General features: G+C 47.6%; 24 protein-coding genes. 13 read left to right on the top strand and 11 right to left on the bottom strand.

The features are described from left to right. Nucleotides 1-66 precede the first annotated feature (66 nt). Both ACKTRM_RS05085 and ACKTRM_RS05080 read right to left on the bottom strand, forming a co-directional pair. Nucleotides 67-1,569: a coproporphyrinogen III oxidase gene (locus ACKTRM_RS05085; protein ID WP_007409236.1), complete on the bottom strand. Its 1,503-nt coding sequence runs from the start codon at nt 1,567-1,569 to the stop codon at nt 67-69. A 112-nt stretch (nt 1,570-1,681) separates the two neighbouring features. Continuing rightward, nucleotides 1,682-2,548 (bottom strand): Cof-type HAD-IIB family hydrolase, encoded by an 867-nt coding sequence (locus tag ACKTRM_RS05080; RefSeq protein WP_012117197.1) that lies wholly within the window; start codon nt 2,546-2,548, stop codon nt 1,682-1,684. A 383-nt stretch (nt 2,549-2,931) separates the two neighbouring features. On the opposite strand from ACKTRM_RS05080, the gene ACKTRM_RS05075 reads away from it, so the two are divergent. Then, a complete protein-coding gene (locus ACKTRM_RS05075) occupies nt 2,932-4,071 on the top strand; it encodes a DNA alkylation repair protein (RefSeq protein ID WP_023356811.1) in 1,140 nt (379 codons plus the stop codon). 38 nt (nt 4,072-4,109) lie between these two features. Here ACKTRM_RS05075 and ACKTRM_RS05070 read toward each other — a convergent pair whose 3' ends face one another. Then, nucleotides 4,110-4,460 (bottom strand): YlbF family regulator, encoded by a 351-nt coding sequence (locus ACKTRM_RS05070; protein ID WP_012117194.1) that lies wholly within the window; start codon nt 4,458-4,460, stop codon nt 4,110-4,112. Nucleotides 4,461-4,545: 85 nt separating this feature from the next. Further along, complete coding sequence (locus ACKTRM_RS05065; protein ID WP_012117193.1) at nt 4,546-5,679, bottom strand: DUF445 domain-containing protein; 1,134 nt, start codon at nt 5,677-5,679, stop codon at nt 4,546-4,548. Between the two features lie 237 nt (nt 5,680-5,916). Here ACKTRM_RS05065 and ACKTRM_RS05060 point away from each other — a divergent pair, with 237 nt between their 5' ends. The 6 genes from ACKTRM_RS05060 to ACKTRM_RS05035 all read left to right on the top strand — a co-directional run bounded on the left by ACKTRM_RS05060 (nt 5,917) and on the right by ACKTRM_RS05035 (nt 9,961). Next, entirely contained in the window at nt 5,917-7,008 is a 1,092-nt protein-coding gene (locus ACKTRM_RS05060; protein ID WP_012117192.1) for a YheC/YheD family endospore coat-associated protein, read from the top strand. Then, nucleotides 6,998-8,356, top strand: coding sequence for a YheC/YheD family endospore coat-associated protein (locus tag ACKTRM_RS05055; RefSeq protein ID WP_012117191.1), 1,359 nt, complete (start codon nt 6,998-7,000; stop codon nt 8,354-8,356). The genes ACKTRM_RS05060 and ACKTRM_RS05055 overlap by 11 nt, the downstream gene beginning before the upstream one ends. An 82-nt stretch (nt 8,357-8,438) precedes the next feature. Further along, nucleotides 8,439-8,654, top strand: a complete 216-nt coding sequence (locus tag ACKTRM_RS05050) for a YheE family protein (protein ID WP_012117190.1) — start codon at nt 8,439-8,441, stop codon at nt 8,652-8,654. Between the two features lie 224 nt (nt 8,655-8,878). Then, the gene (locus tag ACKTRM_RS05045; protein WP_007610368.1) at nt 8,879-9,085 is read left to right on the top strand and encodes an alpha/beta-type small acid-soluble spore protein; all 207 of its coding nucleotides are present in this window, start codon (nt 8,879-8,881) and stop codon (nt 9,083-9,085) included. 101 nt (nt 9,086-9,186) lie between these two features. Further along, a complete protein-coding gene (locus ACKTRM_RS05040) occupies nt 9,187-9,312 on the top strand; it encodes a hypothetical protein (RefSeq protein ID WP_007610363.1) in 126 nt (41 codons plus the stop codon). Nucleotides 9,313-9,340: 28 nt separating this feature from the next. After that, nucleotides 9,341-9,961, top strand: a complete 621-nt coding sequence (locus tag ACKTRM_RS05035) for an NAD(P)-dependent oxidoreductase (protein WP_012117189.1) — start codon at nt 9,341-9,343, stop codon at nt 9,959-9,961. Between the two features lie 39 nt (nt 9,962-10,000). Here the strand turns inward: ACKTRM_RS05035 and ACKTRM_RS05030 are convergent, their stop codons facing one another. Together ACKTRM_RS05030 and ACKTRM_RS05025 are read right to left on the bottom strand one after the other, a co-directional pair. Further along, nucleotides 10,001-12,022: an ABC transporter ATP-binding protein gene (locus ACKTRM_RS05030; RefSeq protein ID WP_012117188.1), complete on the bottom strand. Its 2,022-nt coding sequence runs from the start codon at nt 12,020-12,022 to the stop codon at nt 10,001-10,003. Then, nucleotides 12,019-13,776, bottom strand: coding sequence for an ABC transporter ATP-binding protein (locus tag ACKTRM_RS05025; protein ID WP_007409248.1), 1,758 nt, complete (start codon nt 13,774-13,776; stop codon nt 12,019-12,021). Before ACKTRM_RS05025 ends, ACKTRM_RS05030 begins: the two co-directional genes overlap by 4 nt. Nucleotides 13,777-14,197: 421 nt before the next feature. On the opposite strand from ACKTRM_RS05025, the gene ACKTRM_RS05020 reads away from it, so the two are divergent. Then, nucleotides 14,198-14,698: a universal stress protein gene (locus ACKTRM_RS05020; protein WP_023356808.1), complete on the top strand. Its 501-nt coding sequence runs from the start codon at nt 14,198-14,200 to the stop codon at nt 14,696-14,698. A gap of 38 nt (nt 14,699-14,736) precedes the next feature. Here ACKTRM_RS05020 and ACKTRM_RS05015 read toward each other — a convergent pair whose 3' ends face one another. Then, entirely contained in the window at nt 14,737-15,288 is a 552-nt protein-coding gene (locus ACKTRM_RS05015; protein WP_007409251.1) for a hypothetical protein, read from the bottom strand. A 108-nt stretch (nt 15,289-15,396) separates the two neighbouring features. Here ACKTRM_RS05015 and ACKTRM_RS05010 point away from each other — a divergent pair, with 108 nt between their 5' ends. Further along, nucleotides 15,397-15,981 carry a TetR/AcrR family transcriptional regulator gene (locus ACKTRM_RS05010; protein WP_012117186.1) on the top strand — a complete coding sequence of 195 codons (585 nt, stop codon included), beginning with the start codon at nt 15,397-15,399 and terminating at the stop codon, nt 15,979-15,981. Nucleotides 15,982-16,022: 41 nt separating this feature from the next. Here the strand turns inward: ACKTRM_RS05010 and dat are convergent, their stop codons facing one another. After that, the gene (gene dat / locus ACKTRM_RS05005; RefSeq protein WP_012117185.1) at nt 16,023-16,874 is read right to left on the bottom strand and encodes a D-amino-acid transaminase; all 852 of its coding nucleotides are present in this window, start codon (nt 16,872-16,874) and stop codon (nt 16,023-16,025) included. A 256-nt stretch (nt 16,875-17,130) separates the two neighbouring features. Between dat and ACKTRM_RS05000 the strand changes: the two genes are divergently transcribed. Beyond that, entirely contained in the window at nt 17,131-17,979 is an 849-nt protein-coding gene (locus tag ACKTRM_RS05000; RefSeq protein WP_012117184.1) for a polysaccharide deacetylase family protein, read from the top strand. Between the two features lie 33 nt (nt 17,980-18,012). On the opposite strand, the gene ACKTRM_RS04995 is transcribed toward ACKTRM_RS05000, so the two are convergent. From ACKTRM_RS04995 to ACKTRM_RS04985, 3 genes are all read right to left on the bottom strand, one after another. Further along, a complete protein-coding gene (locus ACKTRM_RS04995; protein ID WP_301294548.1) occupies nt 18,013-18,744 on the bottom strand; it encodes an NAD-dependent protein deacylase in 732 nt (243 codons plus the stop codon). A gap of 63 nt (nt 18,745-18,807) precedes the next feature. Further along, the gene (locus tag ACKTRM_RS04990; protein WP_007409256.1) at nt 18,808-19,923 is read right to left on the bottom strand and encodes a mechanosensitive ion channel family protein; all 1,116 of its coding nucleotides are present in this window, start codon (nt 19,921-19,923) and stop codon (nt 18,808-18,810) included. Nucleotides 19,924-20,085: 162 nt separating this feature from the next. Next, nucleotides 20,086-20,190 (bottom strand): YhdX family protein, encoded by a 105-nt coding sequence (locus ACKTRM_RS04985; RefSeq protein ID WP_003155299.1) that lies wholly within the window; start codon nt 20,188-20,190, stop codon nt 20,086-20,088. 169 nt (nt 20,191-20,359) lie between these two features. Here ACKTRM_RS04985 and ACKTRM_RS04980 point away from each other — a divergent pair, with 169 nt between their 5' ends. Genes ACKTRM_RS04980 through crcB form a run of 3 tightly spaced genes read left to right on the top strand, consistent with a single transcriptional unit; the run spans nt 20,360 to nt 21,829 of the window. Beyond that, a complete protein-coding gene (locus tag ACKTRM_RS04980; protein WP_012117182.1) occupies nt 20,360-21,076 on the top strand; it encodes a glycerophosphodiester phosphodiesterase in 717 nt (238 codons plus the stop codon). 1 nt (nt 21,077) lies between these two features. Further along, the gene (locus ACKTRM_RS04975) at nt 21,078-21,473 is read left to right on the top strand and encodes a fluoride efflux transporter FluC (protein ID WP_012117181.1); all 396 of its coding nucleotides are present in this window, start codon (nt 21,078-21,080) and stop codon (nt 21,471-21,473) included. Further along, on the top strand, nt 21,470-21,829 hold the full coding sequence (crcB, locus tag ACKTRM_RS04970) for a fluoride efflux transporter CrcB (protein ID WP_012117180.1): 360 nt from the start codon (nt 21,470-21,472) through the stop codon (nt 21,827-21,829). The genes ACKTRM_RS04975 and crcB overlap by 4 nt, the downstream gene beginning before the upstream one ends. The last annotated feature ends 10 nt before the right edge of the window (nt 21,830-21,839 follow it).

Genomic DNA, 21,839 nt, shown 5'->3' with positions numbered 1-21,839 from the left:
ATTTCCCGTTTTTGCAGACGGTTAAACATAAAAAAACGGCACGCTGATTCCGTGCCGTTTTTGATATTATAATGCAGATTTGACGAACATCTCATCTAAGTATTTGATTTTCTCTTCTGTATAATGCTCGAATCGGTCATTATATGATTTCGGATCTTTCGGATTGGCGAAGTGCGTGATTTTTCCGGTTTCCGGATGAATGAATTTGCTTGCCGCGCCGCAGCCGATACCGATAATCGTCTGCACTTCTTCCATAATCATAATGTTGTAGATGCTTTCCTGACCAGGGAAGGAGTAGCCGACATTTTCAAGGTTTCCGAGAATGTTTTTCTGCCGGTACAAGTAGTACGGCGTATAGCCGTGCTCTTTTGTCCAGCGGACGGCGTCATCCATCATGCGGGACACTTCCTGTCTGTCGGCAACTTTATACTTATGCTTGTTTCTCGTCATTTCTGACGCCCGTTTAAAAGAAAGCGTATGAACGGTCAAAGATTCAGGCATCAGCTTTTCCGTTTCCTCAAGACTGTGCCTGAACTCAGCCGTCCCTTCTCCCGGCAGGCCGATGATCAGGTCCATGTTGATGTTATTCATGCCGTGTTTGCGGGAAAGATGGTATTTTTCGATGGTTTCTTCAACTGTATGATGTCTGCCGATGGCCTTAAGCGTTTCGTTTTCATAAGATTGCGGGTTGATGCTGATTCTGTCAATCTTATACTTATTTAATACGGCCAGCTTTTCCTCCGTAATCGTGTCGGGACGGCCCGCTTCAACGGTAATCTCCCTGATATTCGCGACATCCGGGAAAGAGCGGACCATTTCTTCATATAAAAGATCCATTTCCTCAGCGGTAATGCTTGTCGGCGTGCCGCCGCCGAAATAAATGGTCGTCACTTTGATATCATGCCGCTTCAGCCATTCTCCGATTTTCTGCATTTCATAGTGAAGCCCCCATAAAAAGGAGCCGACTCTTCCCGCCTGTCCTTGAATGGCATAAGCCGGAAACGTGCAGTAGGCGCATTTTGTCGGGCAGAACGGGATGCCGATATATATGCTGACTTCATCTTTGACCCGGTACAGATCGGGAACCGCAGCGAGCTGACGGTCGACAATCTCCTGCATCAGATTGATTTTTTCATCATGGATCAGATAATCTTTTTTCAGATCGGCGTGCGCCTCTTCTTTTGTCAGGCCGCTCTGCAGCTTTTTATGAAGAAGTTTAGTAGGCCTGATGCCGGTTAAGATTCCCCATTTTTGTGTCATGCCCGTATGCGATTGAAGAAGATTTAAGTAGACGTACGACAGCGTGTTTTTCACCTGTTTAAATACTTCTTTTTCGCTCCATCCGGCAAGAAGCGGTTTCGTATGATGTTCCTTTTCGCCGGTTCCTTTGATTTCTCCGGATACCGACACGCTGTCTGCATCTTGAGAAATGGCAAGTGAGATGACGAGATCAGAGGGTTCCTCCGTTTCGCCGTACGCAAGAACACACTCTTCAAAAAATAAATTCGCGATGTTTTGCAGCGGACGATGCAGCCTGTCATCCGTGATGCCGTCTATTTTTATTTGCAATGTGATCACCTTATTTTTCAGATTCAAAACTTTCTTTAGTGTACAGAAAGAACAGGCTAAAATCAATCCGCGAAAAAGCCGCAGACCGGCGTTTCGCGTCTGCGGCTCTTGATTACGGCCGTTTCATATGGAACTTATCGAGAAAGCCTTTGCGGTGCTGCATGCGGAAATATTCCTTAATCATATAGGCGACTCCTTGTTCATCATTTGACCTTGTCACCCAGTCCGCTTTTCTTTTTAATTCATTTGAGGCATTCCCCATCGCGACGCCGAGACCGGCCAGCTCGATCATCGGCAGATCATCTTCCTGATGGCCGATAGCTACAACCTCTTCCATTGAAAGCCCGAGTTCAGCGGCGACCATCGAAAGTCCGCTTTCTTTTGAAACCCCTTTAGGCACGATGTTCAGTTTTTCTCCGTTGACGCGGATCACATCGACGGCCGGGAATGCTTTCATTATCGTATCCGTTATATCAGCCTGCAGGCCATCTTCGGCATGCACTTCAATGACGGGCGCTGAAACCGGCTCATCAAGGAGCAGGTCACTTAATGATTCGACAAACTGCACCGGATAAAAAATCGGGTCAGACGGATGAATCATCGTTTTCCCGACCAGATTGGAGTTCACTTTCTTCTTGTTTCCGATCGAATATTTTTCGTGAAGAAGCCGGATATTGCATGGATAGCTTTCCAGCACCTGAACAATATTAAACGTGTGATCTTCTGATATTTTCTTTTCAAAAAACGGCTCATCTATTTTTTCAGAAATGTATGCGCCGCTGTGGGTAATCAATTTCGCATTCAGCTTTAATATTTTCGCCACTTTTTGAGCGGAGCGAAAATGGCGGTTTGTGACCAGTGTGACGTAAATTCCTTTTTTCTTGACGTATTCGATGGCATCCTTTGTCGTCTGATGAAGTTTGCCGTTGGAGCGAAGAAGCGCTCCGTCTATATTTAACGCCAGCATTTGTTTTGACACAGAGAAGTCCCCCTCCTTGATGACTGTACTTGTCATTAGGATATGACCCTGTCTCTATGTTTAGAACAACCTTTTCTCCGCAGCAAAAAAGCCTGCCTCAAGCAGACTTTGAACTGTCGTTTTGTTGGGATACGATCGATTTGCTGCCTTCTCCCCAATGTGTATTTCTATTTACGAAATATATCAGGAACCCCTTATTTGACCGTTGATGCGCTCGTTTCACTTACTCTCTGTTGCTACCCCTTAACATACCAGGCAGTATAGGCGACCGTATCCTTAGATCATCTGTAAGTGTAGGCGCTTTCAGAGTTATTATCTCAATTATATTGTTAAAAAACAAGGGTTTTTTTAACTAAAAAAATTAGAGGAAATATCTATGCTGAATGTATGATAAAGTTGAAAGAGAACATACATTCTCATATAATAAAAGAAAAAAAGCGGTGACTGTCATGTCTCTATTAAAAGATATTTATAACGAAGAATTTGCAGAAGCACTTCTGAACAGAATCAAATCGGCGTATCCGGCTTTTGAGCGGGACAAGTGCCGGGCGCTGATGTTTCAGGAAGATTGGCCCGGACTGACGTTAAAACAGCGGATGCGCCGGATCACAGACTCTTTATATGAAACACTGCCGAAGGATTACATACGGGCGCTTGACGTCTTATATGAGACAGCTCCCCACTTCTCAGGGCTCGCCGGGATTATTTTTCCCGATTATGTCCAACAGTACGGAACGGATCACTGGGACGAATCAATGAAGGCGCTTCAGTATTTCACTCGTTTTTCCACTTCCGAATTTGCGGTCCGCCCGTATATCAGGCTTGACCGGGAGCGGATGTTCAAAGAGTTCCTTTCCTGGACGGAGCATCCGGACGAACATGTCAGAAGGCTTGCCAGCGAAGGGTCAAGACCGCGCCTGCCATGGGGAATCTCCATTCCGGCTCTTCTTGACGATCCTTCCCCGATTCTCCCTGTTCTGGACCGCTTGATGCAGGATGACTCGTTATATGTCAGAAAAAGCGTGGCGAATAACCTGAATGACATCTCCAAAACACATCCGGATCTTCTGGCACAGATCGCAGCCGAGCGGTTCGGAAGCTGTCCGCACACGGACTGGATTTTGAAGCACGCCTGCAGGACACTGTTAAAAAGAGGAGACAAACAGGCGCTTGCGGTTTTCGGGTTTGAAGACGCCTCCCGGATTTCATTGGAACGTTTTACACTGAATTCGGAAACGGCCGCCATCGGAACAAGCATACATTTTTCTTTTCAGATCCGCTCATCCGCCCGGCAAAAAGTCAGGGTTGAATACGCGATTGATTTTGTAAAGAAAAGGGGGCACCGCAGCCGCAAGGTGTTTAAGATGTCGGAGTCCGCCATGGATAACGGAGACGTAAAAGCCTTCAGCAAACATCATTCCCTTAAAGATTTAACCACCCGCAAGCATTATCGGGGAATTCACACTCTGTCTGTCATCATTAACGGAACGGTAAAAGGTTCGCTTGATTTTTCTGTTGAATAAAAAAACCCCTCCATTTCATAGATGGAGGGGTGTGGAGCTTATTGCTGGCTGCCGTAAAGCTCTTCAAGAGGTTTCATAATGATTTTGTTTAACTCGCCGATCAGCATGCTCATGCGCTGTTCCGCTTCCATCAGCTGAGAAATCAATTCATGCTGCTGTACGAGAGCCACCGTTTTTTGTGCCTGCTCTACCTCTTCCTGAGTGATTTCTTCACCTGACATCTGTTTCTGCTGCAGCTGCAGCTGTACATTGCGGAAGTTATCAAACATGCGTTTTGCGGATTCATCTGCGTTTACTTGATCATAAAGCCCTCTCAGACGGCTGTATTCATCACTGTTTCGCAAAGCTTTTTCAAGATCATATGCTGCATCATAAAAATGAACTGCCATAGTAACCGCTCCTTTCTTCCTTTCGGACATACCACTCCACTATAACAGACTGCGGAGCGACTTTCATCATCGGCGTATGTTTTCCTTAGAAAAGAATGACAAACAAAGCCTGAATTGCTCCGATTATCCCGCCGAGCAGACCGCCTAAATACGTTATCATCTTAAATTCTCTCTTGGAAATCGACAGCACCATTTCCTCCAGCCGTTCAACGGGAAACTGATCAACCTGCTCTTTGACCACTTCCTCAAGACGCAGCCGTTTCAGCACATCCTCCAAATGAGCGGCAATACTGCCGAGTGCCGCATCAAGCAGCTTCGGCGCGTACGTTCCCGTAATCTCCCCTTCATAACGGGAGATGATGTCACCGAGCCGGCATTCGAAAAAGGGCGCGGTTTGAAGTGCGGCCAAAGCCCGCTTTTTCATGCTGAACAGCAGATCTTTCGCATTCCACTTTTCATCGGCCTCATAAAGTGTATAAGATTTGAGCTTGCCCCATTCTTGAGAAAGCAGATCAGCCAGAAGCTTTTTCGTTTCCTCATTGCGCAAAAACTTTAACAGCTCAGGCAGCACACGGTCTGCCAAGCTTGAATTGCCGAGGAACATCTGCACCATGCTGCCGAGCATCCCCCGGGAATTCAAAAAGTCGTCAATCATATTTCCGAGCCTGTCTTTCCCTTCTTCGCTCTCAAAATAATCAGTGCTCCGCTTCAGAATATAATCTGCGGCCAACGGGACTTTTTCATCCAGCTTTTCCTGAAGCTCATCAGGAAGCCAGTCTTTTATGGCGCGGTGCTCATATTTCCGGTACAGTTCCGAAAGCTTTTCATCGGTAAAACGGTCAATCCAGGCATCCGTCTTTTCCTGCGGATTCAGGATGCCTGCGGCAGCCAAAGCTTCGTGCACCGTCATCTCGGAAGCGGCCATTTTTTGTGTGAATTGTTCGGCGAAAAGAAGCGCCTGGTTTTTAACGGTATCTGATAAAAGCCGCTTTTTTATTCCTTCCGGGGTTAAAAGGTGGTTCGTCACCATGAGCCCCATTTGTTTTGCCAATTCATCCCGCCTTTTCGGGATCAGCCCCGGCGTAAACGGAACCCGTTTTCCGAACAGGTAATACGGCCGGTACGGACGAAATAACATCTGAATGGCAAGATGATTCGTCACCGCGCCGATCGCGGCTCCGATCACAATCATAAATAGAAACGTTCCTGCTATGCCCATTCCTTTTCTTCTGCCTCCATCTTATGTTCTATTTTCTTGATGATATATCTATTCGTATTATAGAGGCTGGCGTGCATGCGGGCAAATGAAGAACCTGAATTGTTGTTTGTGAGGAATAAGGCAAGATGCTGTTTCGTACTCTTTACAGTAGATCATCTTTTATGATGCGCTTAGCATATTTATTGGATGGAAGGGCCGTTCCATCAGCGGCTTTTTGAATAAAGGGGGAGTAATAATATGACAACACTCGGTTTTATGTCTGTATCCCGCCGGCACGAAGAAGATTACGCCGGGGAATTGGCTGAAAGAGCGCCTCAATATAATGTGCGCTTAGCCCGCTTTACACCGTTTGATATATTTCCGGATTCTTTGCGCGTGAAAGCGCTCGTCTATCACCCGCAAAGCGGAAAGTGGAACGAAACGGAAATCGATATTCCCGAATATATTTACGACCGCTGTTTTTACGGAAAATCCGCTGAAGCGCAAAAAGCCAAACCGATCGTCGAATGGCTGAAAAAATATCGGAAAACGGAATTTATCGGCCGGGGGCTTCCTGATAAATGGACGGTCACGGATGCGCTCCAAAAGCATCATCTGATCAGTCCCTATATTCCTGAAACGGCCGAAGTCAGCCGCTATGAACAGGTGCAATCATACTTAGCCAAGGAAAAAGCATGTATACTTAAGCCCGCTTTCGGAGCGGGAGGCAGAGGCATCATCCTGCTTGAAACAGGCAAAAAATCAATTACGGCCACTTACTATATCGGAAAAAACAAACAAACAAAATCATTTTCCAATCACGTGTCTTTTAAGTCTTGGTGCAAAAAAGTGCTGCAGCACCGCTATTTGCTTCAATCCTACTTAAATATCCAGGATAAAGAGCGGCATCCGTGCGACATCCGCATTTTCATGCGCAAAACGGAGTCAGGCGTTTGGGAAACGGTCGGAAAAGCGGTCAGAAGGGGTTATCAGAACGGTCTTTTATCTCATTTGCCCGGAGGATCCGAACCGATTAAGTTTGACACATGGTTTGAGGAAATTCCGAGAAAGCAGCAGGCCGTTTTATTGGATGATGTCTTTTCGATCACCCAATCCGTCCCTTATTTCCTTGATGAACGGTTCGGGCCGCTGTTTGAGCTGGGGCTCGATATTTGTTATGCCAAAGACGGACGCATCTGGCTTTTGGATGTCAACTCAAAGCCGGGACGGAAAGCTATTTTAAGCGTGGCTCCGGAGGCGAAAGAGGATTTGTATACGAGTCCGCTGAGACGCTTCCGCGAACTTCAGTCACAGGAAAGCCGGAAAGGAGTATTACCGCGTGAATCATAAAGGGATGATTGTCGGCATCGATAAAAAAAGCAAAAATACGCTGTTTCTCCCCTCCTCCATGAAACGGGAAGGGCTTTTATCCGCTGCCTTCGGGACCAAGGTTGTCAAATGCCGTGTAGCCTTTTCTCAATCACTTGAAAAAAGCGCGCTCCTTTCTGAAGATTTGTTTGAGGAGCTGTTGATACCGCATAAAAGCCGGGCTGACTTTCTCATACACGGCCAGACGGTGCACATCGGACCGCTGATCGGCGTTTTCACAGCCGGGTTCACATCATCGCCGTCCCGCCCGTTAAGAGACCGTACAGCCTTCTTTTCCAAGATGCTCTCTCTTCATGAACAGGCGAACGGATATTGTTTCGTTTTCGGGGCCCATCAGATCAACTGGGAAGAAGGCACCGTCCAAGCGCTGATTTATAAAGAAAACAGCTGGAAACGGACGGCCGTCCCGCTTCCGAATGTCGTATATGACAGGCTCCCGAGCCGAAAAACGGAAGAAGTTCCGCTTTTACAGCAGACAAAACAAAGGCTGATGAATGACTATCAGATTCCATGGTTTAATCCGCAATTCTTTAATAAATGGGACATTCATAAGCTTCTGGAAAAAAACAGTCTCACCGCTTCACTTCTGCCAAAATCTGTCCTGCACCCGAATGCAGAAGCGTTAGAAACGTTATGCAGCACGTTTGACACCGTCTATATCAAACCTGCAGACGGCGCACTCGGAACGGGGATTTACAAGGTGGAAAAAACAGATGCCGGCTTATCTGTCAAACACACGAATGAGGAAAAAACGGTGGTGACGGCAGAGTATTCAGATGCGGCATCCTTCATGACATCATTTAAAGAAAACAATGACCCGTCCGCATTTTTAATTCAGCAAGGCATTGACCTGATCCGGCTGGATGGGCGCCCCGTCGATTTCAGGGTGCACACGAATAAAAACGCCGAGGGGAAATGGACAGTGACGGCCATTGCGGCAAAAATTTCCGGTGAAAACAGCATCACGACGCATCTGGCAACCGGCGGAGAAGTCAGGACGTTAGCTGAATTATACGGCGATCCGCGCGAGAGAGTCGGCATGATGCGGAAACTTTCAAAAGCCGCCTTGGCGGTCAGCCGCGTGTTAAATGAGCACATTGAAGGTTTTATCGGCGAAATCGGTTTTGACCTCGGCGTCGATCATTCAGGGAAAGTTTGGATGTTTGAAGCCAATTCCCGCCCCGGGCGCAGCATTTTTTCCCATCCGAAGCTGAAATCGGTCGATTACCTGACAAAACGGAGAAATTTTGAATACGCGTCGTATTTATCAGAACGGTCCATCACCGCCCCGGAAAAACTTTGGCGGTGAGGCTGTCTTTTTTTAGGTTTACCCGGGACAGGCATTGAACGATGAGCTACAATGAACAAGATCAACATTTCCCATAAGGAGCGTGAACGTCATGATTTCGCACTTCAGCTGGAAACCGTTATTCAAAAAAGAGAAACTGCCCGGATGGCGGATTTCATTTTACTGGCAGGGTACGCATTACGAAGGGATTTACCATAAGTCCGGAGACATTGAATGGGGACACACACATCCGGGAAAAGAAGAGCCGGCTCTCGTAAAAGAGCTGCATGAATTAATGCTTTATCACATATATGACTGAAAGCTAAAAGCTCAGCCGCACCAGGCTGGGCTTTTCTTTTTCCTTCCGCTATTTACCACACCGTTTTCCGAATGAGATGCCGTTTGATTCACCATAATACGTAGTACAAAGCGGCAAACAGCATTGGGTGAAGCCGAGCTGGCAATGGTTTTCGTTCCGAAAATCATCGGCTGGTGCAATTCCAGCAAACCCAACCATACTACTTTATAAAGGAGATCATACAAATGGCAAACAACAACTCTTCAAACCAACTAGTAGTACCCGGCGCTGCTCAAGCAATCGACCAAATGAAATACGAAATTGCTTCTGAGTTCGGCGTAAACCTTGGCGGAGAAACAACTTCTCGTGCAAACGGTTCTGTCGGAGGAGAAATCACTAAACGTTTAGTATCTTTCGCACAGCAGAACATGGGCGGCCAAGGCGTACAATAACTCAATAAATGGCTTACAGAAGGCGCGGGATACCGCGTCTTCTTTTATGCCGTCACCCTTTTTTCCTATTCCACATACCCTAGGAAAAAAGGAGGGAAAACATGTCATTCATTGCCTCAGTCAATTGGGAGCTGTTTCAGTTCGTAAGTGTTTCTTTGGTCAATGAATATGTTGCCCACCATTTCCCGTTTATTCACAGGTATTCTTTTCCCCGCTGCTTTGAATGATATAATGAGCGGCGAGGAGGTTTTTTACATGAACATCGCTTTACTCGGAGCAACGGGAAGAGTCGGACAGGCTTTTATAAAAGAAGCGCAGAAACATGGACACATGGAGATATTCGCTCTTGTCAGATCAGCCGGAACAGTCCTTCCCATTCCTAAAAAACAAATCATAACAGGGAATGCGAGGCGGCGGGAAGATGTAAGCCGATTGATTTCCAAAGCGGATACAGTCGTGAGCTGTCTCGGCACGGACGGTGACGATACCCTTTCAACCGCTATGACCCATATAATAGACAGCATGAAACGGCATCATGTTCAGCGTCTGATTACGATCGGCACGGCGGGTATCCTTCAATCACGGCTTATGCCTGATCAATACCGATTTGAATCGGCAGAATCAAAACGAAAATCAACAAGAGCCGCAAAGGAACACGCCCGCGTATACGAAATGCTGCTGGCAGAGGATCTTGACTGGACGATCATCTGTCCCACCTACCTTCCTGACGGAGATGCTGCCGGAGTTTACCGGTTCGAACAGGATCGCCTTCCTGAAGACGGCGCTGAAATCACCGTCGGAGACACGGCGCACTTTCTGTACCGTGAGCTGATCAGCCCGCAGTTTGTCAGAAAACGGGTGGGACTGGCTTACTGAATGAAAAAAAGGGCGAATCTTTAGATTCACCCTTTCCGATTACACCGCGGACTTCGCCGTTCCTTTCTGCAATTCATACATTTGGTGGTACTGCCCCTTTTGCGCCATTAATTCGTCATGGCTTCCCTTTTCAATAATGCGGCCCTTTTCCAGCACGAGAATCTGGTCTGCGTGTCTGATCGTGGAAAGCCGATGGGCGATAATAAATGTCGTGCGCCCTTCTTGAACGACTTGCAGCGCTTTTTGAATGACTGCTTCTGTTTCGGTGTCAATGTGCGCCGTCGCCTCATCCAAAATTAAAATGGCCGGATCGAACACAAGCGCTCTTGCAAAAGAAATCAGCTGACGCTGGCCTGAGGACAGTGTGCCGCCTTTTTCGGTAACGGGCTCTCTGATGCCCTTCGGCAGGGATTGCAGAAGACTTGCGGCGCCGACTTGGCGAAGCGCTTCTTCCGCCTGCTCCAAAGAAATACGCTGATCATCGAGTGTCACATTGGAGCCGATCGTGCCCGAGAAAAGATACGGGTCTTGCAGCACAATGCCCATATGCGACCTCAGCTCCTGCCTCGACATGCCGTATATGCTTTTATCGTCCAGCAGTATATCTCCTTTTTGGGCATCATAAAAACGGAACAGAAGATTCAAAATGGAGCTTTTGCCGGACCCCGTATGGCCGACGAGGGCGACCGTCTCTCCTTTTTCAGCTGTAAAGCTGATGTGTTTCAGCACCTCTTCTCCCTTTCGATACCCAAAAGATACATCGCGGAATTCCACTGTCCCTTCCGCCTTTCTGTCTGCGGGAGCGCCTTCTTCTTCCGTTTCCTCCTCCTGTAAAAGCTCGAATACTCTGGCGGCAGAGACACGGGCCAATTCAAGCTTTGAAAATTGGTTGACAATCCCCGTAACCGGCTGGAACAAACGGTTTAAATAATCAACAAACGCGTATAAAACACCGATTGAAACAATTCCGGCCGCACTCAGACTCGCGCCTCCGAAATACCAGATCAGCCCGACAAACGCCAGATTGCGCAACACATTGACAAGACTGTGGGACATGAGGGAATTTAAGGACAGCATTTTGTTCTTATAGCGAAAATGAGCTTCATTCAATTCTTCAAATTCCTTCATCGTTTCCTTTTCGCGGCGGAACGCCTGAATAATCGGCATTCCTTGAATGGATTCGTTCATTTTCGCATTGATGTTACTGTTAATGGAACGGATTTTTTGGTTGAAGACGGATGCGTATTTGCGGTACACAACCGACCAGATCATTAAAATCGGAATAATCAGCAGGCAAACGGCGGCCAGCCTGACGTCAAGCATAAACAGCGCCGTAAAAATGCCGAGCATATAAACGCCGCTTGTGATAAATGTCGACAGCACCGTTACATATAAATCCCTGACCGCTTCTGTGTCATTCGTAATGCGGGCCACGACTTTTCCGGCAGGCAGATTATCAAAGTAGCGGATCGGCATTTTCTGAATGTGTGAAAATACATCCTGCCTCATGCGCTGTATGATCCGGTTCGCTCCCATCTGCAGCAGATAATGCTGGCCGTAATGAAAACATACGGAAAACATGAGCAGTCCCGCGTAAATGGCGGTCAACGTCAGCAATCCTTTTATTTCGGGACGGTAAAATTGAAAAATCTCCTGTCTTGATAACGTAATGGCGGGATATGACCTGCTTTCTTTACCGTTTGATATTGTCAGCCGGCCGTCAGACACCGAACGGTTTCCGTCAAAACTGACGGGACGGTCAACAAAATAGTAGCCCGCACCGACTTGATAAATGTGCGCCTCTCCGGTTTTGTCCGCCCCCGGTTTGAGCCGGTCCTCCCTGACATAATCATGCCCCCGGAACCTGACGGCGCCCGGATCGTCCGCAGAGGCTTTAACCCATGTTTTTTCAATGCCGAGAATGTGGTCGTCAATCATTTTTTTTCCGATAAACGGGCCGGTCAGCTCAGTGCCGACCGCAATAATGAGCAGGACGACCGCCCATATCAGCAGCTTCTTATATTGAAGCGCGTAATTCCATAATCTTCTCCCGGTCTTCATGCGCCCGTCCCCCCTTCTTCAAGAGAGGACAGCTGCTGCCTCTCATATTGTTTTCGATACCAGCCGTTCTGCGCCAACAGCTCCCGGTGCGTGCCTCTTTCAGACACCCGGCCTTCATCCATGACGAGAATGAGATCTGCGTGTTCAACTGCCGAGAGCCGGTGGGTGGTGATAATCGTTGTTTTATGCCGCCGTTTTTTACGGATGCTGTCAATGATGGCGGCTTCCGTTTTCGCGTCTACGGCAGAAAGCGAATCATCTAATATGAGAATGTCAGGATCGGTCAAAAGCGCTCTCGCAATTGAGATGCGCTGCTTTTGTCCGCCAGAGAGCGCTACGCCCTTCTCGCCGACAAGCGTCTCAAGCCCGTCGGAAAGCATGCCGATATCGTTTTCAAAATGCGCATCTTTCAGCGCACTGCCGATTTCCTCTTCGTTTGCATCCTGCCGGCCGTAAAGCAGATTCTCTTTTACAGTCTTTGAAAATAAAATATGATCCTGCGGCACATAGCCGATCCACCCGCGGAGCTCCTCAAGCGGAATCTCCTGAATCGGAACGCCTGTAAACGTGATTGCTCCCGCGCCGGGCGGATATTCACGCAACAGCTGCTTAATGATCGTCGTCTTTCCGCTTCCCGTCTTCCCGACGATGCCGAGTGTCTGCCCTTTTTCTACGGAAAAAGATACATCAGAAACCGCCGGTCCCGCTCCGCTCGGATACGTGAAAGTCACTTGTTCAAAAACAAGACGCCCGGGCTCCTTGATGCCGGCGGGGTGCTTGGGTCCTGTCACGTCTGGCTCATAGGAAAGCGTCTCATTGACACGATCCAAGGAGGCATTTCCGCGCTGCATAATATTGATTAATTCTCCGATCGCAAACATCGGCCAGATCATCATTCCGAGATACACGTTAAACGATACCAGCTCTCCCAGCGTCAGCCGGTTTTGAAAAACGAGATAAGCGCCGTAGCCGAGACCGATGAGATAGCTGAGGCCGACGAGAAGTTTCACAGTCGGTTCAAAAAGTGAATCGATAAACGCCACCTTCATGTTTTTCTCATATACATCCGCGGTCATATCACCGAACCGGCTGACATCATTTTTTTCCTGTACGAAAGCCCGGATGACCCGAACGCCGGATACCGACTCCAGCACCTTGTCATTTAATGATCCGAAAGCATCCTGCGCTTCCGTAAACCGCTCATGGATCTTTTTTCCGTACAGGCTGACCGCAGCCGCCATTATCGGCAGCGGAATAATCGCGGCAAATGTCAGCTTCCAGCTGATGAGAAGCCCCATTGTCAAAAATATCGTCAGCATATACATCGTTGAATCAACGAGCGTTAAGACCCCGAAGCCCGTCGTCATACTGACGGCCTGCAAGTCATTTGTCCCCCGCGCCATTAAATCGCCCGTTCTGTATTTCTCGTAAAACGGCGGTGACATTTGAAGAAGCCTTCCCATCAGCTTTGAACGGAGAATCTTCTCCATGACATTCGCCCCGCCGAAAAGCTGATACATCCAAAAATAAGACAGTAAATAGACGGCTGCCGTTAATGCGAGAAATACACATATGTAAAACAGCATCCCGCTTTTTGTAAACACGCCCGCCTTCATATCGTCTATCGCGTTACCGAGAAGTTTAGGCGGAAACATTTCAATGACATTCACAATCAATAACAGAACAATCGCTGTCGTATAGCGCAGCCAATAGGCTTTAAAAAACCATGCGAGCTTTTTTAATACAGTAAACAAATACTGTCATCCCCTTTCATCAATCAGCCGCCCTCAAGCTTTTCCGGATTGTTTTTCATTGTTTTCGCTAATACCGCCACATGCATCACACCTGTCTTTCTTTCATTTTTTTGTATAAAAAAAGACATGAAGCCTCAGCTCCATGCCTCTTATTATTATAAATAAGGTACAGACCCGCCGTTTATGCGCGACTGCCCCGTTTTTAAGCAAATGTTCAGAAAACGGAAGCTGTATGGGAGTCACGCCGGTATTCAGCTGAAGATGAGTTGACAAGCTTTAGTTTTGACATGATCCATACCTCCTTTTTCCCTATATTGTTCCTTCATCATATAAACAAATCCTTTTTTTGTCAATGCAGGTTTTACATTTCTGCCATTCGGGTATTGTAAAACAAACCTTTTTTACTGAAAGGATGAGGCCGATGTTTCACGCGGACCGGTTGATAGCAGCTTTTGACGGAAGTGATGATAGTAAAAAAGCGCTCCAAAAAGCCATAGACCTTTCAAAAACATTTCACGCGGATTTAACGGTCGTACATTCCCACAATGCAAAAGATACCCGGACGATTGTTGATCCCCCGAGGCCGGGAGCCGGAGCAACGTATATCGGCGGCGGGATTGCAAGCGTTCCTGACCCGCTCCAGACGGAAAGAATCTCCCCTGATCCGATGATTTATGAAGACCGTACGGAAGAAATCGTTGCGGAAGCGAGAATGCTGATGAACGACAGCCAGATTGACGGGGATATCGACATTTTAGAAGGTGATCCCGCTGATGCCATTATCGAGCATGCCGACCGTATATCGGCGGATTTGATCGTCATGGGGAGCCGGGACCAGAACAGGCTGAAAAAACTTTTATTCGGAAGCGTCAGTGAAAAACTGTCATCGAAATCCGATATTCCCGTGCTGATCGTAAAATAATTCTTTCTGTAAAGCAGCTTAATCAAAAGCTGCTTTTTTTACAGCTCCCGGCTGTTTCTTCTTTTTTTCGGCATCACAAAAAAACTCGCCATGATCAAAAAATCGATGCACAATACGACAGACCAGCCCTTTAACAGCTTGCTGAGCGCTTCGGTGCGGGAAGCGTCCTGAATGAGAAATACCGTTCCGGCTAAAAGAACGCCGCCGATGACAAATGCTAATACATGTCTTCCCCATCCTTTTGCATAATGTTTGGCATAATCCAGCCCGTACCGCTTGACCGGTTTTGCCCCTTCCTTGACCACATAATAGCGGAACCGCTCATCCGCCCATTGAATCATGCTTTTCCCGAAGGCGACAGACACTCCGATATAAATGGCCGCCACCGCATGCGCCATAGTCGCCGCCGCCCCTCTGTATAAATCAGCTGCAGCCGCCAGAAACAGTACGGCATCCAATAAAGGAATGAGAGCGAAAAAAAACATTCCGAGCTTTTGCCGCCTGAATATATAGCGCGCCGCCAATCCGAAGATGACAGCCGCCCAAAAAGCAGCCTCACAAATGACAATCAACCAAGCAATCGCGTTCAATCCGGTTCCCCCTTATCGTTTTCTAAAATGCATTGTATCACTGCTTTTTATTTAATACAACTGTATTACAAAATTGCAAGAAAAAATATTTCCTGTTACACTGGAACCATGCCTAAAATAATCGATCATGAAAAAAGAAGAAAACAAATAGCCGAAGCCACTTGGCGGACGATTTTGGAGCGGGGAATGGAAGGAGCGACAGTGAGAAACATCGCCCAGGAAGCGGGTCTTTCTTTAGGCGCGCTGAGGCACTATTTCACCACCCAGGATGAGCTTTTAGGGTATGCGATGACACTCGTAAAAGAAAAAGCGGCCGCCAGAATTAACGAAGTTGCCATGAAAGATCTGCCGCCGAAAGAAAAAGCGGTGCGTCTGATGCTTGAAATCATCCCGACAGATGAAGAAACGATGGCTGAAATGGAGGTATGGTTCGCTTTCACAGCTTATGCCAGACATAAGGGAGAAGAGTTTCAACCCCAGCAGGACGGGATCTTGGCATATATCCGCGGTCTGATTGACTGGCTGGATGAAAATAAGCTTCTGAAACCGAATCTTGATAAAGAGATCGAAGCGGAGAAAATGTACGCCATCGCCGACGGATTGGCGCTGCATGCCATGCTTGAACCTGAGCGTCTTTCAAAAGAGAAGATCTCCCGTGTGCTCGTTCAGCATATCGAATCTCTTTTTATCTGACTGAAGTAAAAAGGCCGGATGTGTTCCGGCCTTTTTTCAGCTTATGACTGAACCCCGAGCTCCTGCTGAATGTGCGACTGAAAAGCCTCCTGAATCGTTTTGGCTACAGGTCCCGGCACTCCGCTTCCGACCGGTTTCCCGTCAAGGGTTACGATCGGGATTAATTCAGCCGTCGTTGACGAGATGAAAATTTCATCCGCATCCCTGAGTTCGTCTTCGGTAAGAGCCTTCTCCCGCACCTCAATATCGTTTTCTTTCATCAGCTCTAACAGTTTCATCCGCGTAATGCCGTTTAAAATCAGCTCATTTGCAGGATGCGTCCGGACAGTGCCGTTTATGACGGCGTATACATTGGAAGAGGTTCCTTCCGTGACCGCTCCGTCCCTTATCAGCACCGCTTCATAAGCGCCTGCTTCATAGGCTTTTTGTTTAATCATCACATTATACAGTAAATTCAGACTCTTAATGTCACACCTCAGCCAGCGTTTGTCTTCCGCCGTTATGGCCTGCGCTCCGGCTTTTTGTTCATTTTCCGGTTTTTTTACTGAAAAGGTGTATGCCGTCGTCTGCGGTTCCAATCCTTCGTCATACTGGTGCTTCCGCGGCGCCTTCCCTCTCGTCGTCTGTATATAGACCCCGCCGTCAATGAGTTTGTTTTCCTGTACGAGCTTTTGCAGATCCCATTCTATGTCCTCTGCGGAGAACGGCAGGGTGATGCCGATTTCTGCGGCGCTTCTGAAAAGACGGGCAATATGCTCACGCAGACCGAATAAGGCGCCGTTATACACTCTGATGACCTCATACACACCGTCACCGAATTGATATCCGCGGTCCTCAATATCAACTGCCGCTTCTTCACGATCAACCAACTGGCCGTTTACTAATGTCTTCATGTAAACCCTCCTCATCGTTATCTGCCGTGATGTGCATTCTCAGCTGTTATTGTCAACTATTCTATCATACTGAACGAGCCGGCTGCGGAGTTTATTTTTTTCTTAAAATCTTATTATTCGACATCTTTTCTATGTCTTTTCCAGTTTTGTTCCTGTATACTTGATTCGACATACATATGCTGTTAACTTATGGCACTTCGCAAGCCTCCGCTGTTATCGGCATTATGCAGAAACTTATGCTACTGGAGAGATTGTTATGCGCAACACAAAAGAAGGTGCTTCCCCTTCTCTGTTTTCATTGGCTTTTAAACTTACGAGTTTAGCAGTTTTGTGCGGACTGCTTCTGGTAATCGTCATAATGGGATATTCCGCTTCCGCCGCAAAAAACAAACAGGTCACCGTGACCGCAAACGGGCAGCTTCGGGATGAAGCAGAAAGCCTGCGGCTGAAAAATGATTCTCCCGACATCTTAATGAAACATTTGCAGAGAGAGCGTGACCCAGGGAAAAAAACGGTATATTTAACCTTCGACGACGGGCCGTCTCCATATACTGAACAGCTGTTGAATGTATTGAAGGCAAATGGCGCAAAGGCCACTTTTTTTATGCTTGAACCGCGGATGAAAGCCTATAAGCATTCCGTGCAAAGAGCGAAGCAGGAAGGAATCGCGCTCGGCCTGCACGGCGTGACGCACGATAATCACCTGTTTTATCAAACACCGACATCACCGCTGAACGAAATGCAGCAGGGACGCGATACACTCGAGGCAATCACCGGAGTAAAAACGGATCTTATCCGCACGCCTTACGGCAGTAAACCGTCATTGACGGATGCCCAGATTAAGAATCTCGAAAAAGGCGGATTCGTGTACTGGGACTGGACGATAGACAGTGAAGACTGGAAGTACAAAAACACACGGTACGTGCCGGAAGTATTGAATCAGCTCGCATATTTGGAAAGCGTTCATACGAGCAGGCCGCATGTCATTTTAATGCACGATCTGCCTGCGACGGTGTACGCTTTGCCGAGCCTGATCCAAAAACTGAAAGCCCAGGGCTACTCCTTTGATGTTTTGACGGATCAAATGATTCCCGTCCATGAATAAGAAAAGCCGGATCTGTATATGATCCGGCTTTTTTTATGTCGCGGCGCTGATCCGTTTTGCAAATTCACCGATCTTCTCATGGATGACAAGATCAAATAAATGGTCGCAATATGTCGGCTCAAGGTTAATGATCACCTGCTTCAAACCGGGAATCCGGCCCGCATCCTCAGGGACAAACCTTGCCGGCGCCACTTCAAGCGAAGTGCCGATCACAAGAAGAAGATCAGCTTTATCAAGCTTTTCATAAAGGGTTTCAAAATGCTGAACGAGATCGCCGAACAGCACGACATCCGTTTTTAATACGGTGCCGCATACCGCATGATCACCGATTTCGGCCGTACATTCCGGCACTTCGTCCTTCAGCAGATGAGAAAGCCCGTAGCGCGCTCCGCAGCGGGGGCATGCGGCGGTCTGAATTGAACCGTGAAGCTCATAGACACTGCTGCTTCCCGCTTTCTTATGCAGCCCGTCAATATTCTGCGTGAAAATGTCTACCTGCTTTCCCCGCTTTTCAAGATCCGCCAAATACGTATGGCCGGCATTCGGCTCATAGCTTCCGCTCATTTTCATCTGAAAGAGCTGTTTGAATTTAGGCCAGAATTCACGCGGACGGCGTTCAAAGTATTCCCTGCTCATCGCTTCCATTCTGGATGTGTCTTCGGTCCATATACCGCCCGCCGAACGAAAATCAGGAATGCCGGATTCCGTGCTCATTCCCGCTCCCGTCAGCACCACGATACGTTCCGCCTGATTGATCAATGTCATAAACGCTTCCACTCTTCCACCGCCTTTTCTTTTTATCATATCATGAAAAAAGAACGGCGCCTGTTATGCCCGTTCTTTTTCTCCGGAATGATCCTTCACATGAACCGGATCATCGTGGCTTTTCTGTTTTACGAATACATTCTGGCCCGGATAGGCGAATTCCACGCCTTCCTCAGCAAAAATATCAATAATCCGGCGGTTGATATCCTGCCGCACGTCCAAGCTTTCCGCCCAGACGATGGTCTTTGTGTAAAAGTTGAAAAACAGATTATAATAGCTGTCCGCAAACACGTCAAAGTTAACCATAATCGTATCATCATGCACGCCTTCATGTTCACGAAGCATTTCTCTGAGCCTTGTGATGCACCGCTCTAAACGATCAATCGGCGTCGCATAAGAAACACGAACGGAAAACGTGACCTGGCGCTTCGTCATCCTCGTCCAGTTTGTGATGGCTTCCATGGACAGCGTTGAATTGGGCACGGTAACAAGCGCCCCCTGCGCCGTGCGGAACCTTGTGCTTCGGAATGTGATATCTTCAACGCCCCCCGTTACAGATGACGTCTCGACCCAGTCGCCGATCGTAAACGGCTTTTCCGTAATGATGATAATGCCGCCGAAAAAATTACTGATCGTATCTTTAGCCGCAAGCGCGAAGGCCAATCCGCCAAGTCCGAGTCCGGCCACGAACCCGTTTACATCATAATTGAATTCCTGCGCGATCACACTGACGCTGAGCGCGAGAATGACAAAGCGCAGCACCTTGGATAAAAACGGCGCCAAAATGTCATCCATATCAAGCTCAAAGCGCTGATTGACTTTATGAAATAAAAACGAAGACGCCGATGTCAGATTGCAAAGCCCCCAGGCGATCAGCGCAACGATCAGAGAGCGGTACAATTTTTTGACAATGTCCATCTGCCCGTCTAAAAACGGCGAATACTCAATCGCCAAAAATAGACCCAGCGCCACGAAAAACCATCTGGCCGGCTTGTCAAACGCTACGGCAATCTGTTTGAATATGTCGGTTTTCGGCTTGTTCGCCAATTTGTAAATGAGCTGAAAAAAGTATTTGACAAACAGTTTTCTCAAAACGAGAAAAGCCGCTAAAATTCCGATGCTGATACTGATCTGCAAAATATGGTCAAGAGTAAAAAAGCTCTGAAATTGTGTCATCATGGCATATGCTCCTTTGTCTTGTCGAAAATCTATTATACTAAAACATTCGGACATCAGCTTCTTTTAATGTCTTTAGGCAGCCTGAAAAACCCCGGCATCAGAACACAGCCGGGGTTTTCACACATTCGTTCATCTTTCAGCCAGATACAACAGGGTCAGGCACTATTTCTTCTTTGATTGTGTCTGTTTCAGGAGAGTCGCTTTTTGGATTTCAGCATCGGTTTCGGCCTTAATTCTTTCTTCCACTTTCAATCTCCCTTTTCCCATGATCTCGCCTCCTTTTTGCCATTATAAATCATCACTGCGGATTGTAAACCGAAAAAAGCACTATCTTTATTCCAAAAAAATACTGTTTCGCACATTCACCAGTTTGAATCGCTGTGCATATACGAATCTGATATAATAACAGAAATGCCCATGAGGGGAGCTGACAAGCTTGTATACCATCGCTCATCGCGGCGCATCCGGTTACGCGCCCGAAAATACATTTGCGGCATTTGATATCGCTGCCGAAATGAACGCTGATTTCATTGAGCTTGACGTCCAGCTCACAAAAGACGGCCAGATTGTCGTCATCCATGATGACAAAGTCGACCGGACGACGGACGGCTCCGGTTTTGTAAAAGATTTTACGCTGAAGAAGCTGCAGTCTCTGGATGCCGGCAGCTGGTATGGGGCTGAGTTTAAAGGGGAGCGGATTCCCCTGCTCGAAGAGGTCTTGAAGCGTTATCATTCTGAAATCGGTTTTTTAATTGAACTGAAAGGGCACGTTTCTCAAGTCGGTCTTGAAAAAGCAGTCGGCCAGCTGTTAAGCAGGTTTTCCTTTTCCATCCACCCTATCGTTCAATCATTCAGCCTCAAGTCAATTCAGACCTTTCACGACATGTATCCGCCCGTTCCGACTGCAATAATTGCAAGACCCAGCTTCGGGATGTTTTCCAAAAGCCAGCTGAACGCCTACAAATCAGCCGTAAATTATGTCAATATTAAATATACCCGCCTGAATCGGTTCTTGATTTCCACCGCTCACAGACACGGCCTGAAAGTATTTGCCTGGACGGTCAGAAATCAAAAGACGGCCGAAAAACTGCAAATGATGGCAGTTGACGGCATTGTAACTGATTTTCCGGATTTTATTTCTAAGGATGGCTGATATGAAACAATACATCGCAATTTTTATCGGAGGCGCGCTTGGCGCATTGCTCCGCTTTGAAATGAGCGCGCACATTCACAGCAGTTCTTTCCCGGCGGCCACTTTCCTCGAAAATGCGGCGGGAAGCCTTTCACTCGGTCTTATTACGGGTTATTTCATCATTCGGGCTAAACGCCCTCTTTTGACCGCCTTTTTAGGAACCGGTTTTTGCGGAGGTTTCACGACGATGTCAACCTTCGCAAAAGAAACCATTTTTCTGCTGCAATCGTCTCCCGCAGCGGCTTTTTGTTATTTTGCCGCGACATTAGTCTCTGGCATTACCCTTGCATGTGCCGGCATTTTCTGGGGACGGCGGATTGCCCTTCACGCAGCGGGAAGGGAGCATGATACGCCATGACGATTGTCCTGATGCTTATCGCAGCGGGTATCGGAGCGGTATTACGGTCTCTGCTGGGTAAAACAATTTCAGAAAGAACAAAAGGTTTTCCGATGCCGCTTGGAATGGCTGCGGTCAACCTGCTCGGCTCCTTCGGCCTCGGCATGTTCACCGGCCTGGGCCTGGATAATCCTTCTGCCGGCATCATCATCGCGACGGGCTTTTTCGGTGCGTTTACGACCTTTTCCACGTTCAGTATTGAAGCCGTGCAGCTGATGATGAACAACCGCATAAAGGAAAGCCTGCTCTACATCGCTGTTTCAGCAGCCGGAAGCCTTTTGGCGTTCTGGTGCGGCTTTGTTATGATATCCATTTAAAAAAACCTTG

The sequence above is a fragment of the Bacillus sp. D7-8 genome, from assembly GCF_052055895.1.
Lineage (GTDB): Bacteria > Bacillota > Bacilli > Bacillales > Bacillaceae > Bacillus > Bacillus velezensis.
The sequence above is the reverse complement of the archived record's forward strand: the minus strand, read 5'-3'. Positions and strand labels throughout refer to the sequence as shown.